Source organism: Ochrobactrum sp. CGA5 (assembly GCF_006345815.1).
Lineage (GTDB): Bacteria > Pseudomonadota > Alphaproteobacteria > Rhizobiales > Rhizobiaceae > Brucella.
Genome location: NZ_VCIG01000038.1, coordinates 998,976 through 1,011,582, shown reverse-complemented (window position 1 = coordinate 1,011,582; position 12,607 = coordinate 998,976). Strand labels below are relative to the sequence as shown.

Here is a 12,607-nt window from a genome sequence, read left to right as displayed (position 1 = left end):
TTACCCAATGCCTACTTCACCAAGCTCGGGCTGATCTCGTTCCTGAAGGAACATCGACGCCTACACTACGCTTCATGAACCGCCGTATACGGAACCGTACGTACGGTGGTGTGGGGGGAGGGCCTAAAATGCCCTCCTACCCGATCCTTGACCGAATCGGCGGAGTTGACGACGATTACCAGATGCGAGTGACCTCGCTTTCATGCCGCAGATCGTTTTCAGGTGATGATGATCGGCACGCTGCGGCCAATTTGGGGAAGGGGATTTCCATGGTCGTAACACGTTTGAGCAAAACCGCCTTTGTGGCGGCGATAGCCTTTTTCGCAACGCTGGTTTCGTTCGGCAACATCACCGATTACGATACCAATTTTGGGTTTGTGCAGCATGTCCTGATGATGGACACGATCTTTCCCGATGCCACGATCAAGTATCGCGCCATCGATAATCCGATGCTGCACAACGCCGCTTATATTCTGATCATCGCGGCCGAGACACTGACGGCCATCCTTTGCTGGATCGGGGCGTTTGCCATGCTTGGTCATCTGACCGGTCGGGCAATGAGCTTTAACCGCTCCAAGAAATGGTCCATTGCCGGTCTGTCGCTCGGCTTTTTGGTCTGGCAGGTCGGCTTCATGTCGGTTGGCGGGGAATGGTTCGGCATGTGGATGTCGCAAACCTGGAACGGCATCGAATCCGCATTCCGGTTCTTCATCACCATCATTGCAGTGCTGATCTTTGTCGCCATGCCGGACGGCGAACTGGAATAACCTCACTAAAGCAGGTGCGAAGCCGAAACAGGCTCGTCGATCAATTCGACGCCAGCCTGTTTCATCTTCTGTAGCATGATGTTCATCGAGCCGTTGAGGTCGATGCCACGACATGCATCGAGACGGACACGCACCTGAAAGCCTTCGGCGATGGCGTCCAGTGCCGAATAGGCGACGCAGAAATCGGTGGCCAGCCCGACCAGCGTGAGCGAACCGATATTGCGTTGACGTAAATAGCCGCCAAGGCCGGTCGGCGTTCGATGGTCGTTTTCAAAAAATGCCGAGTAGCTGTCTATGCCGATGCGGAAGCCTTTGCGGATAACGAGTTGTGCCCGCGTCCATTGCAGGTCGGCATGAAAATCCGCACCGTGGCTGCCTTGCACGCAATGGTCGGGCCAGAGTGTCTGTAAGCCGTATGCCATTTCAATCGTGTCGAAAGGCTTGGTGTGGGGATGAGTCGAGGCGAAGCTTGAATGATTGGCCGGGTGCCAGTCCTGCGTGAGGATGACGTGTTCGCTTTCATCGATCAGCCGGTTGATGGCGGGAATGATTTCGTCACCGCGATCAACGGCCAGCGCACCACCGGGGCAAAAATCATTCTGGACGTCGACAACCACAAGTGCATGACTGATCATAAATTGCTCCCGGCTTTCTTATTCTATGAACCACTATAGTCAGGCAGGTCACCCGAGACCAGCAATAAGCCGCGTTCTGGTATAACATCGGCAAGAATGCTACGGACGATCGCAATCAGTAACCAGACAGGAAGCGATCATGACAGACGTAATCGTGCGCGACAGCAATGGAACTCAGTTGAACGACGGTGATTCCGTCACGCTCATCAAGGATCTGAAGGTCAAGGGAACCTCCACGACACTGAAGCGAGGAACGCTGGTCAAGGGCATTCGCCTAACCGGAAATCCCGATGAAGTCGATTGCAGCACCAAGCAGGTCAAGGGACTGGTGCTGCGGACCGAATTCCTGAAGAAAGCCTGATTCTTTAGATCACACATCTTGTTCCGAAAGCTGCTTCAGACTTTTCGGGATGCGATTCAATCAGGCATCAATCTCCACGCGACCGCGTGGGCGGCTGCAACAGGCGAGGATATAGCCCTCGGCAATCTCATCATCGCGAATGCCGCCATTATGATTCATTTCAGTCTCCCCGCCGAGGCACTTTACCTTACAGGTACCACAGATTCCGAACTCGCAAGCGCTCGGAATCTTGAGGCCGCCATTGCGGGCGGCAAGCAGGATCGTGTCGTTTTCGGTGCATTCCACTTCCACACCGGAAACACTGAAGACGACGCTGGCTGCGGCAACGGCGGGGGCAACGGGTGCCGCCTTGGTGCTCGCCGGTTCGGAGAGCGTGGAGGGTACCGGAACCGACGAAATTTCGCTGGCCGGGTTAAAGCTCTCCTGATGATAGTTGGACATGTCGAAGCCGGCGTCTTCGAGCAGGCTACGTACACCATTCATGAATGGTTCCGGTCCACAGCAGAACACCTTGCGGTGCAGGAAGTCAGGTGCCAGCAATTCAAGACGGGCACGGTCGATGCGCCCATGCAGGCCCGGCCATACGTGCCGCGCAGAAGACTGTTCCACGATGAAAGCCAGGTGCATCGCTTCCATACGACCGGCGAGCAATTCCAGTTCGCGCCGGAAAATAATGTCGTCCGGTGTACGTGCGCAGTTGATGAATGCCAAATCGGTTGCCGGTGCGCAATCGAAGAGCCAGCGCGTCATGGAAACCATTGGCGTGATGCCTGAACCGGCTGAAATAAAGAGGTATTTCTCGCCCGGATGGTTGGCCAGGGAGAAATCGCCGTTCGGCCCATAGGCTTTGATCATCATCGGCGGACGCAGATTATCCAGCATCCAGCGCGTGCCGATACTGTCTTTCTGAGCCTTGACGGTGACAGATATATGGTAGGGACGGGACGGGGTTGAGGAAAGCGTATAGGTCCGTAGCACAGGCCCGAGACCGTCCGCCCGTTCAATCGGCAGTTCGAGAGTGACGAACTGGCCCGGCGTATAGCGGAACCAGTTGTTCTCGGTCGTCTTGAAAGAGAAGGTCATCACGTCAGGCGCTTCTTCGATGGCCGAGATGCATTCCAGCATCTGCAACCTGTCGTTCCACGGCAGCATCTCATCCAGATATTTCAGAGGCTGCATGGCCTTCTCACTTCTTCAACTGTATCAAAATCAGGCGACGCGGCTGAGCTTTGTCGCTTCACCACGTAGGCGCGGCGTAATGGTGTTGGTGTACCATTCGAGGAACTGCATCACGCCACCCTCATGTTCGACCGAGTAAGGGCCGGGCTGATAGGCGGGTGAGCGAATGCCAACCGCGTTTTCTTCAACGATCTGTCGATCCTGGTCATTGGTCTGGATCCAGACATGGGTCAATTCATCAAGATCATAGTCCACACCTTCTACTGCGTCCTTGTGGACAAGCCATTTGGTGGTGACAAGCGTTTCCTCGGCGCTGATGGGCAGAACGCGGAAGGAAATCGCATGATCAGCCATAAGGTGATTCCAGGTCGACGGATAATTGAACAGCAGCATCGCGCCGATATTCGTGTTGCCGGCCAACTGAGGGCTCAAAGGCTTCTTCACTGCGGCCTTGCCGGACATGGTATAGCTTACGGCGTCGCGCAGAAGCGGGATGCGGGTGATGCGGTAGCGACCATCTTCGGACATTTTGAATTCCGCAGGCAAGCCGACGCTGGCGCAATTCTTCCAAAGCTGATTGATTTCCGGGTCTTCCATGACGCCTTGCACGCCGGTTGCCGACGGAGCTTCCGGGTAGGTGCGGCAAAGTTCGGGATGGTTCGCGGCGCAGTGGTAGCACTCGCGGTTGTTTTCCCAAACGAGCTTCCAGTTGCCCTTCTCAATTATTGAGCTCTCAAAGGCAACTTTCGCGTCTTTGATATTGTGCGGCGCAAGATAGGGTTCGACCAGATTGCGGAAAGCGCCAAAGTCGGGCGCTTCCTCGGCGACGCAGACGTAGATATAGCCCGCGACGGTTTCACAATGAACCGGTTTCAGACCATATTCGGCAGGCTTGAAGTCTGGACCGACCTGACGTGCGAAAAGCAGACGTCCATCCAGTTCGTAGGTCCACTGGTGATAAGGGCAGACGAGCTTGGCGGCGGTGCCCTTTTCAGCCGCGCAAATACGCGAGCCGCGATGACGGCAGGAATTGTGGAAAGCACGAATGCCACCCTGCGCATCGCGAACGATGACGACAGGATAAGCACCGATTTGCACGGTTATGTAGGAGCCGGTCTTCGGCAGCTCGCAATCATGGCCGACAAACAGCCAGTCCTTGTAGAAAATATTCTCCAGATCCAGCTTATGGTATTCTGGATCGGTGTAGAATTTTTGCTCCAGGCTGAAATTGGGGTCGCGCCCGGTCAACAGCCCCAGCATTTCGTTGCGAACGTCCATAGCCTCGAACCCTTGCTTTCCATCTTGGATCTGCCTTCCGCTGTTCTCCCAGCGACTAGGGCTCGATCCGGTGTTCCTTTTGTCTTCCGGAAGCACGGCTTGTCCCGTTATCTCAATGACTTGCCCACATCTACCGAGGTCTGTGAACTGGCTTCCGTTATACCGATTCAATCACTGAACTATTCCAAACGCGCATTGGGATGCGACATGGTTTTCGCGTAAAGACGACACGTCAAAATGTCGCTTTTGCGGCATGGGCAGAACGCCGCAAAATGTGTGTTACATACGCTTCGGAGCGTTTCCGGGATTGCAAATTGGTTTAAAAGCCAGTTACCACGTCAACCACATCCCAATCTGTTTCATTCCATGGGAGGCTCGGTGGCCATGAAACGTTCTGAAATCAACGAAATCATCCGTGAAAGCGACGCTTTCATCCGCTCCTTCGGCTATGTCATGCCGCCTTTCGCATACTGGTCACCCGAAGAATTAAAAGAGCGGACTTCATCGGATGCACGCGCCATTCGCGACGCGCGCCTCGGCTGGGATATTACGGACTACGGTCAGGGTAAATTCGCCGATCTTGGCCTGTTCCTCTTCACTACGCGGAACGGCAATGCCGAAGACCTCAAGCGCGGCCGCGGCATGCTTTATGCCGAAAAGATCATGATTTCGCGCAAGAACCAGCTTTCCCCAATGCACCGCCATGTTGTGAAGGCCGAAGATATCATCAATCGTGGCGGCGGTACGCTGGTACTGGAGTTGTTCAACTCTCTCCCGGATGGCAGTGTTGATGAGACAACTGATGTGACTGTCGCGACCGACGGACGCCTCGTGACGCAGAAGGCTGGTGCGCATCTCAAGCTACAGCCGGGCGAAAGCGTGACGCTGTTGCCGGGCAACTGGCACGCCTTTTGGGGCGAGGGTGGCGACGTGCTGATTGGCGAGGTTTCCACGGTCAACGACGACCTGACGGATAATATTTTTCGCGAGCCGATCGGCCGCTTCTCGAATGTCGAAGAAAACGAGAAGCCGCTGCATTTGCTGGTGTCCGACTACGACAAATGGCTGTAAGCAAATTGAAGGACTGAACATATGAAGCTGGCGATGATCGGAACGGGATATGTGGGGCTGGTTTCGGGTGTGTGTTTTGCCGAGTTCGGCTTTCACGTCACCTGTGTCGACAAGAACCCGTCGATCATTGAGCGGTTGAAGGCCGGGAAAGTCACCATTTTCGAGCCGGGGCTCGATGAATTGATGACCCGTAATATTCGCGATGGCCGGCTGGAATTCAGTACAGATCTAGCCGTCAGTGTTGCGGACGCCGACGTCGTCTTCATCGCCGTTGGCACGCCGTCCCGTCGCGGTGACGGAGAAGCAGACCTGCAATATATCGAAGCGGCTGCGGATGAAATCGCTGCCGCCATGAAGCCGGGTGCCGTGGTCGTCATCAAGTCGACGGTGGTGGTCGGCACCAATGCACGCATACGTGATCGTATCAAGGCCGCGAGTCCGCATGTGCCGTTCTCGATGGTGTCCAACCCGGAGTTTCTGCGGGAAGGTTCGGCAATCGAGGATTTCATGCGACCCGACCGTGTCGTCGTCGGGGTAGAAGACGAACGCGGCAGAGCTGCGATGCAGCGTCTTTATCGTCCGCTTTACCTGCGTGAGACGCCGATGGTCGTAACGTCGCTGGAAAATGCCGAGATCATCAAATATGCGGCTAATGCCTTTCTAGCCATGAAGGTAACCTTCATCAACGAGGTTGCCGATCTTTGCGAGAAGACCGGCGGCAACGTGCAGGAAGTGGCGCGCGCTATCGGCATGGATAATCGCATCGGCTCGAAATTTTTGCACGCCGGTCCGGGTTTCGGCGGGTCGTGCTTTCCGAAGGATACCCGTGCATTCGCTGCGACCGGCAAGAAATATGGTGCGCCGCAATCCTTGATTGAGCAGGTCATCGCGGTCAATGAAGCACGCAAACAGTCGATGGCTGAACGGATCGTGACCGCTGCCAGGGAAAACGGTGCAGATACGGTTGCCGTTCTGGGTGTCGCCTTCAAGCCGAACACCGATGATATTCGTGAGTCTCCCGCGCTCGACATTATTGCAGCCATTCAGAAGGCCGGGATCAAGGTTCAGGCACACGACCCTGAAGCCATGGGCGCTGCCAAGGCTGTGCTACCTGATGTCGTCTGGTGTAATTCCGCTTATGATGCGGCGACGGGTGCAGGCGTTGTTGCTCTGCTGACCGAATGGAACGCTTATCGTGCGCTCGACCTGAAACGGGTTGCCAATATCATGGCCGGAAATGTGCTGATCGATCTGCGCAATGTCTATAAGGCCGAAGACATCGCGGGTACCGGGCTTGATTATCGTTCGATTGGTCGGACGCTGAGTATCTAATTAGCTGGAGATTACTCCCCGGCTGTCAGCCGCTTCTTTTCGTTGGCGATGAGCCAGAGATTGCGGATATAGACTACGAGGCCAAGCCCTTGTCCGGCAATGAATACCGGGTCTTTTCGCTGGATCGCATAGATTAGCAGCAAGGTGCCGCCGAAGAGCGAGAAGAACCAGAAGGCAACCGGCATGACGCTACGCTTTGCCTTTTCGGATGCCAGCCATTGCACGACGAAGCGCATGGTGAAACAAGCCTGCGCGACAAAGCCCAGCACGATCCAGCCATCCCATTGCGCCACGAAGACCTCGTGCAGCCACTGAGACAGGCTGTTGAAAATATCAGTCATGGGTGATCTCTTTCACACGCGGCACGACCTTACGACGCTTCCGCAGCCACCAAACACCGTATAGGTCCAAAACGCCGCGCACTCCGCGGTCCAGAATGCCATAATTGGATTTGCCGTGGCGGCGTTCGCGGTCAACCACATCGACATGCACGACGTCGAAACCTTCGCGGATCGCCAAGGCAGGCAGATAGCGATGCCAGCCATCGAAGAAAGGCAGTTGCCGGAACAGGTCAGTGTGCAATGCTTTCAGGCCGCAGCCGGAATCGCGCGTCTTGTCCTTGAGGATAGCGCCGCGCAGATTGTTGGCAAAGCGTGATGAGAGCTGCTTGAGTTTCGTATCCGTGCGCTTGAGACGCTGTCCGGCTGCAATGCCATAATCAGGCCCGGCTCTTAGCAGTGCATCAGCCAGAACAGGGAGATAGGCGGGGTCATTCTGTCCGTCGCCATCCATCGTAACAACGATCTCGCCGCGTGCTGCGAAAACACCGGAACGCACGGCTGCGCTCTGGCCTGACGACCGGTCATGGCGCAAATGGCGCAATGGTTTGCCCGCATGGATTCGGCCCGCCAGTACATCGCTGGTTGAATCTGTCGAACCGTCGTCGACGACGATGACTTCGTATGCGCGGCCCTGCATGGCGGCATCGACTTCATCCAGCAAAAATGCAAGATTGTCGGCTTCGTTGCGGCAAGGGATAACCACAGAAATCGTCGGTGTGTCCAAGCGGAGTGTTCCTTTATTCCTCGCGCTATCTGCTTAAGCTCGGCTTTCCTGCCCGGAAACCCGATAAAGCGCAAGGCGCGCTCCATAGCATTGATTGGATGGCAAAGCCAAGACGGTTCAAGTAATCGTGAGTTCTGGCCGGGATAACAGTTCGATTATTCGGTTGACTGCGGTTTTTAGCCGGACATCGCCGAATACGGAAGAGCCTCTGCCAGCCAATCCAGAAAATTCTGCGTCACCTTATCTCGGTTGATCTCGTTAAGGCTCTCGTGGCGGGTACCGGGCAGGATCGTGCATTGGATACGCTCGAAACCCATTTTCCGCATTCTATCCGCCAGCCTGCGCACGGCGGCGCCATTCACCGTTGCGGGGTCTTCGGCCCCACCAACGAGATTGAATGGCATGTTTCGAGGGATATCGGAGAAGTTGCGGTTGTCGGCACCGCGCCGGATCATGCGGAAAATGTCGATCCATAGCGCCACGCTGGCATCAAAGCCGCAGAGCGGATCGGCGACATATGCATCGACCTCCGCCGCATCGTGCGAAAGCCAGTCAAATAATGTGCGGTGGCCTTTCAAGGACCGGCCCCATGCGCGGAAAGTCATTTTCGGCAGTATGGTGCTCGGAACGTCCGATCCTTTGAGCATGCGCTCTATATAAAGGATCCCAAGTGCTGCAGCGCTTTCCGCGCCACCGTCGACATTGGCATTCCAGATTGCTGCCGCATCGACTGTTCTGGCGTAATCCATCATGTAGTTCAGCGCGATCAGCCCACCCATGGAATGACCGAAAAGAACGACCGGCAGCCCCGGATGCTCCTCGTGAATATGCTGGTTAAGTGCGCGCACGTCCTGGATAGCCACGAGATGGCCGTGCTTTTGTGCGAACATTCCTCTTGGCGTGTGAGCACCGATATTGGTGCCGTGCCCGCGATGGTCGTGGATATAGACGTGGTAGCCTGCTGTCACCAACGCTGAGGCGAAGCGTTCATAGCGTGCGGAATGTTCGGCAAGGCCGTGGCATATCTGTACGACCCCTCGCGGTGCCCCGGTGTGGAGCGCACGGTATGGGAGGTGTGATTTGTCGGAAACCGACAGATGATGAATGGTTTTGAATGTCATTTCGATATCTGATTTTATGCCGTGCAAATAGTCAATCTCCCCCGGTGCGGCGTCGCTTAAACAGGCATCGGAACAGAGTGTGAATGAATTTTAGGCAATTGGCTTTTTTGTGCAGATTCCGCTTGAAAAGCGCAAAAGCTTGGGCAAATCTAGGTTTGCAGACGGGTTTTTGAAGGGCAGTCAGGGGCATCTAAGAAGAGATTCCACGTCATAATTTGCAGGCCGTCCGATGAAAGGGAGGAAACTTTCGCGGGCGGTGGCCAGAGGGGAAACCGGGTGACGGAAATATCCGCGCCCGGTTTCATTGTTTATGATTTTCATCAGAGTTTGATTTGCAGTTCAGACTGCTTCCGTTTCGCGGGTTGCCGTTTGCGTCCGGGACATATTTGGCCTACATACGCCTCAGTGTCTGATCCAAAAGTCGCCATACCTGGCTGCACATGATGATTTTATGCCCTTCCGGTGCTCGTGTACCTATGTACACTGCGCTCCGGTTCTCAAAAATCATCATTTTCGCTACGGTCTGACGCTTTTTGATTCAGACACTCAGCAATTTCCGCGCGGTTCGGCAATCATTGGACCGATCGCGCTTCTCAACCTGCGGAGACGACGCGCTTTATGGCACGCCAGTTCATTTATCACATGTCCGGCCTCAACAAGGCCTATGGCAACAAGAAAATCCTAGAGAACATCCATCTCTCCTTCTATCCCGACGCCAAGATCGGCATTCTCGGCCCGAACGGCGCCGGTAAGTCGACCATCCTCAAGATCATGGCTGGTCTCGACAAGGAATATACCGGCGAAGCTTGGCTTGCCGAGGGTGCGACCTGTGGTTATCTTCCGCAGGAGCCGGAACTCGATCCGTCCAAGGATGTGCTCGGTAATGTGATGGAAGGGGTCGCTGCCAAGAAGGCGATCATTGACCGTTACAACGAACTGATGATGAACTATTCCGACGAAACTGCGGATGAAGGCGCGAAGCTTCAGGACATCATTGACAGCCAGAACCTTTGGGATCTCGAAAGCCAGGTTGAAATGGCCATGGAAGCGCTGCGTTGCCCGCCGGGCGATGCCGACGTTACCAAGCTTTCGGGCGGTGAAAAGCGCCGTGTGGCACTTTGCAAGCTTCTGCTTTCAAAGCCTGACCTTCTGCTTCTCGATGAACCGACCAACCATCTGGATGCCGAGACGACCGCATGGCTTGAAAAGCACCTGCGCGAATATCCGGGTTCCGTGCTGATCATCACCCACGACCGTTACTTCCTCGACAATGTGACGGGCTGGATTCTCGAACTCGACCGTGGTCGCGGTATTCCTTACGAAGGCAACTATTCTGCCTATCTGGAAGCCAAGGCCAAGCGTATGCAGCAGGAAGGTCGCGAAGAGGCGGCCCGTGAAAAGGCGCTGTCGCGTGAACGCGAGTGGATTTCGGCGAGCCCGAAGGCGCGTCAGGCCAAGTCCAAGGCTCGTATCAAGGCCTATGACGAGCTGGTCAAGAGCGCGGAAGAGCGTCGCCCCGGCGATGCGCAGATCATCATCCCGGTTGGCGAGCGCCTAGGTCAGGTGGTCATCGAGGTTGACGGTCTGTCTAAAGGCTTTGGCGACCGCCTCCTGATCGACGATTTGAGCTTCAAGCTACCGGCGGGCGGTATTGTCGGCGTGATCGGCCCGAACGGTGCCGGTAAGTCAACGCTGTTCAAGATGCTGACGGGGCAGGAACAGCCGGATAAAGGTTCGGTTCGCATTGGCGATACGGTTCATCTTTCCTATGTGGATCAGAGCCGCGATGCGCTCGACCCGAACAAGACTGTCTGGGAAGAGATCTCCGGTGGTAATGACGTTATCAAGCTCGGCAAGTTTGAAATGAATAGCCGCGCCTATTGCGGTGCGTTCAATTTCAAGGGTGGCGACCAGCAGCAGAAGGTCGGCAATCTTTCCGGCGGTCAGCGCAATCGCGTTCACCTTGCCAAGATGCTGAAGTCCGGTGGCAATGTTCTTCTGCTCGACGAACCGACCAACGATCTCGATACCGAAACGCTTGGCGCTCTTGAAGATGCGTTGGAAAACTTCGCTGGCTGCGCCGTTATCATCAGCCACGACCGAATGTTCCTTGACCGTCTGGCAACGCATATCCTCGCATTCGAAGGCGACAGCCATGTCGAATGGTTCGAAGGTAACTTCGAGGACTATGAAGCCGACAAGATTCGTCGTCTTGGACCGGATAGCGTCAACCCGAAACGAGTGACCTACAAGCCACTCACACGGTAAGGTTCGAGATGTTCAGGCTCTGGCGGTCTGCAAATGGCGTTGTTCTGCGCTTCCGGTGCTCACGTACGCAAAGTACGCTGCGCTCCGGTTCTCAAACCTCACCATTTTCGCCTAGCCATAGCCAGAACCTCAACCAACTTTTGGCGCTTTAAAGTTAAGGCCGATGCATTGCATCGGCCTTTTTATTTGGCGATGGGAAACGTTATGAAAGACTGGTCTGCAAAGCAATATCTGAAGTTTGAAGACGAACGCAGCCGCCCGGCACGCGATCTTTTGGCCCAGATACCGGTCGGCAGGCCGCGCAAGGTGGTCGATATGGGCTGCGGTCCGGGCAACTCGACGGAACTTCTGGTCGAGCGTTGGCCGGATGCTGATGTGTCCGGCTTCGACACATCGCCTGATATGATCGACAAGGCCAAGGCTCGGTTGCCGAAGGTTGGTTTCACTATCGGCGATGTAACAAGCTACGAGCCGGACGTGGAAACTGATGTTCTCTTTTCCAATGCTGTGTTCCAGTGGATACCGGATCATATCGAGCAGATGAAGCGCCTCTTGTCGCTGCTCCGTTCAGGTGCGGTGATGGCCGTCCAGATGCCTGACAATATGGGCGAGCCTACCCATGTCGGTATGCGTGACGTTGCCAAAACAGAAGCCTTCGCCGCCAAGATTGGCGCCAAGGGTAGGGAACCGCTGCCCTGGGTGATGGATTATTATAATGCGCTCGCCAGCCAGGCCGCCCGGCTCGATATATGGCACACGGTCTATAATCACCCGCTGGATGGCATTGATGCAATTGTGGAATGGGTGAAGGGGACGGGATTGCGGCCGTTTCTCGATCCGCTCAATGAACAGGAGCAGGCGGAATATCTCGATGCCTACAAAACGAGGATTGCGCCGCATTATCCAGCGGCGGCTGACGGAAAGGTCCTGCTGCGTTTTCCGCGCATTTTCCTGGTCGTTCAGAAGAAATAACTACCTGTCCTGCTGCTGATCGGAAGCTGCGGCTATTCTTCGGTAATCAAACCGGCGCAAGACTCATATTGTCTTTACAGCCTGCCAACATTGCCGCCTCAGGCGGCGCTTTCACATCTCCACAGCTTCGTCGTCTTCCGGCGACAGCAGCCGTGTCGCGCGCCATTCAGTCAGCTTGGCGTTGATGGCATCAAGTACGAAAAAACGTGCTGAATCCTTGTCATAACCTTCGTCGCGCAGCGCATCGTAATCGGTATGCGTATGACGCACGTGCGCGACAGTCGCCAGCCAAACGGCAGTAGATGGTGGGAGCATCTTCATATGAGGTGCGAGTGCTGCGGCGCGGATCGGTTCGGAGTCCGAATAAGGGACTGCCGGAAGCAGAAGCGTCAGCGATTTGGCGATTGCCTTCTGGCGCATTGTGCCTGCACTCATGGCCCCTCCTTGAAATCAGTTGTTGTGCGCGAATCCTTTGTCTGGCCATTGTGCACGAAAATCGCTTGCGCAGGAATTGCTTTCCATATAAACATATCTTTATATCTTTACAGGTGGCCATAG

General features: G+C 55.4%; 13 protein-coding genes. 6 read left to right on the top strand and 7 right to left on the bottom strand.

Features of this window, described 5'->3' with window-relative positions; all coding sequences use genetic code 11:
- Nucleotides 1–269: 269 nt before the first annotated feature.
- Nucleotides 270–767, top strand: coding sequence for a DUF2165 domain-containing protein (locus FJQ48_RS17995; RefSeq protein WP_139976345.1), 498 nt, complete (start codon nucleotides 270–272; stop codon nucleotides 765–767).
- Between the two features lie 5 nt (nucleotides 768–772).
- Here FJQ48_RS17995 and pncA read toward each other — a convergent pair whose 3' ends face one another.
- Entirely contained in the window at nucleotides 773–1,402 is a 630-nt protein-coding gene (gene pncA / locus FJQ48_RS17990; RefSeq protein ID WP_139976277.1) for a bifunctional nicotinamidase/pyrazinamidase, read from the bottom strand.
- Between the two features lie 139 nt (nucleotides 1,403–1,541).
- Here pncA and FJQ48_RS17985 point away from each other — a divergent pair, with 139 nt between their 5' ends.
- A complete protein-coding gene (locus FJQ48_RS17985) occupies nucleotides 1,542–1,763 on the top strand; it encodes an alkylphosphonate utilization protein (protein WP_010659694.1) in 222 nt (73 codons plus the stop codon).
- 60 nt (nucleotides 1,764–1,823) lie between these two features.
- Here the strand turns inward: FJQ48_RS17985 and FJQ48_RS17980 are convergent, their stop codons facing one another.
- Together FJQ48_RS17980 and FJQ48_RS17975 are read right to left on the bottom strand one after the other, a co-directional pair.
- The gene (locus FJQ48_RS17980; protein WP_139976276.1) at nucleotides 1,824–2,942 is read right to left on the bottom strand and encodes a hybrid-cluster NAD(P)-dependent oxidoreductase; all 1,119 of its coding nucleotides are present in this window, start codon (nucleotides 2,940–2,942) and stop codon (nucleotides 1,824–1,826) included.
- A 30-nt stretch (nucleotides 2,943–2,972) separates the two neighbouring features.
- Nucleotides 2,973–4,220 carry an aromatic ring-hydroxylating dioxygenase subunit alpha gene (locus tag FJQ48_RS17975; protein ID WP_139976275.1) on the bottom strand — a complete coding sequence of 416 codons (1,248 nt, stop codon included), beginning with the start codon at nucleotides 4,218–4,220 and terminating at the stop codon, nucleotides 2,973–2,975.
- 384 nt (nucleotides 4,221–4,604) lie between these two features.
- Between FJQ48_RS17975 and FJQ48_RS17970 the strand changes: the two genes are divergently transcribed.
- Both FJQ48_RS17970 and FJQ48_RS17965 read left to right on the top strand, forming a co-directional pair.
- Nucleotides 4,605–5,291: a D-lyxose/D-mannose family sugar isomerase gene (locus tag FJQ48_RS17970; protein WP_139976274.1), complete on the top strand. Its 687-nt coding sequence runs from the start codon at nucleotides 4,605–4,607 to the stop codon at nucleotides 5,289–5,291.
- Between the two features lie 21 nt (nucleotides 5,292–5,312).
- A complete protein-coding gene (locus FJQ48_RS17965; protein ID WP_139976273.1) occupies nucleotides 5,313–6,623 on the top strand; it encodes a UDP-glucose/GDP-mannose dehydrogenase family protein in 1,311 nt (436 codons plus the stop codon).
- Between the two features lie 11 nt (nucleotides 6,624–6,634).
- Here FJQ48_RS17965 and FJQ48_RS17960 read toward each other — a convergent pair whose 3' ends face one another.
- The 3 genes from FJQ48_RS17960 to FJQ48_RS17950 form a co-directional block, all read right to left on the bottom strand.
- Nucleotides 6,635–6,964: a lipid-A-disaccharide synthase N-terminal domain-containing protein gene (locus tag FJQ48_RS17960; RefSeq protein ID WP_139976272.1), complete on the bottom strand. Its 330-nt coding sequence runs from the start codon at nucleotides 6,962–6,964 to the stop codon at nucleotides 6,635–6,637.
- Nucleotides 6,957–7,688, bottom strand: a complete 732-nt coding sequence (locus FJQ48_RS17955; RefSeq protein ID WP_139976271.1) for a glycosyltransferase family 2 protein — start codon at nucleotides 7,686–7,688, stop codon at nucleotides 6,957–6,959. Before FJQ48_RS17955 ends, FJQ48_RS17960 begins: the two co-directional genes overlap by 8 nt.
- A gap of 176 nt (nucleotides 7,689–7,864) precedes the next feature.
- Nucleotides 7,865–8,809, bottom strand: a complete 945-nt coding sequence (locus FJQ48_RS17950) for an alpha/beta hydrolase (protein WP_139976270.1) — start codon at nucleotides 8,807–8,809, stop codon at nucleotides 7,865–7,867.
- 618 nt (nucleotides 8,810–9,427) lie between these two features.
- On the opposite strand from FJQ48_RS17950, the gene ettA reads away from it, so the two are divergent.
- Together ettA and tam are read left to right on the top strand one after the other, a co-directional pair.
- Entirely contained in the window at nucleotides 9,428–11,077 is a 1,650-nt protein-coding gene (gene ettA / locus FJQ48_RS17945; RefSeq protein ID WP_139976269.1) for an energy-dependent translational throttle protein EttA, read from the top strand.
- A gap of 204 nt (nucleotides 11,078–11,281) precedes the next feature.
- Complete coding sequence (tam, locus tag FJQ48_RS17940; protein WP_139976268.1) at nucleotides 11,282–12,049, top strand: trans-aconitate 2-methyltransferase; 768 nt, start codon at nucleotides 11,282–11,284, stop codon at nucleotides 12,047–12,049.
- Nucleotides 12,050–12,160: 111 nt separating this feature from the next.
- On the opposite strand, the gene FJQ48_RS17935 is transcribed toward tam, so the two are convergent.
- Nucleotides 12,161–12,484 (bottom strand): DUF2293 domain-containing protein, encoded by a 324-nt coding sequence (locus tag FJQ48_RS17935; RefSeq protein WP_139976267.1) that lies wholly within the window; start codon nucleotides 12,482–12,484, stop codon nucleotides 12,161–12,163.
- Nucleotides 12,485–12,607 lie beyond the last annotated feature (123 nt).

Bases quoted from the DNA above. Each gene is read 5' to 3' on its own strand.
- FJQ48_RS17995 (WP_139976345.1), top strand. From the start codon at position 270: ATGGTCGTAACACGTTTGAGCAAAACCGCCTTTGTGGCGGCGATAGCC.
- pncA (WP_139976277.1), bottom strand. From the start codon at position 1,402: ATGATCAGTCATGCACTTGTGGTTGTCGACGTCCAGAATGATTTTTGC.
- FJQ48_RS17985 (WP_010659694.1), top strand. From the start codon at position 1,542: ATGACAGACGTAATCGTGCGCGACAGCAATGGAACTCAGTTGAACGAC.
- FJQ48_RS17980 (WP_139976276.1), bottom strand. From the start codon at position 2,942: ATGCAGCCTCTGAAATATCTGGATGAGATGCTGCCGTGGAACGACAGG.
- FJQ48_RS17975 (WP_139976275.1), bottom strand. From the start codon at position 4,220: ATGGACGTTCGCAACGAAATGCTGGGGCTGTTGACCGGGCGCGACCCC.
- FJQ48_RS17970 (WP_139976274.1), top strand. From the start codon at position 4,605: ATGAAACGTTCTGAAATCAACGAAATCATCCGTGAAAGCGACGCTTTC.
- FJQ48_RS17965 (WP_139976273.1), top strand. From the start codon at position 5,313: ATGAAGCTGGCGATGATCGGAACGGGATATGTGGGGCTGGTTTCGGGT.
- FJQ48_RS17960 (WP_139976272.1), bottom strand. From the start codon at position 6,964: ATGACTGATATTTTCAACAGCCTGTCTCAGTGGCTGCACGAGGTCTTC.
- FJQ48_RS17950 (WP_139976270.1), bottom strand. From the start codon at position 8,809: ATGACATTCAAAACCATTCATCATCTGTCGGTTTCCGACAAATCACAC.
- ettA (WP_139976269.1), top strand. From the start codon at position 9,428: ATGGCACGCCAGTTCATTTATCACATGTCCGGCCTCAACAAGGCCTAT.
- tam (WP_139976268.1), top strand. From the start codon at position 11,282: ATGAAAGACTGGTCTGCAAAGCAATATCTGAAGTTTGAAGACGAACGC.
- FJQ48_RS17935 (WP_139976267.1), bottom strand. From the start codon at position 12,484: ATGAGTGCAGGCACAATGCGCCAGAAGGCAATCGCCAAATCGCTGACG.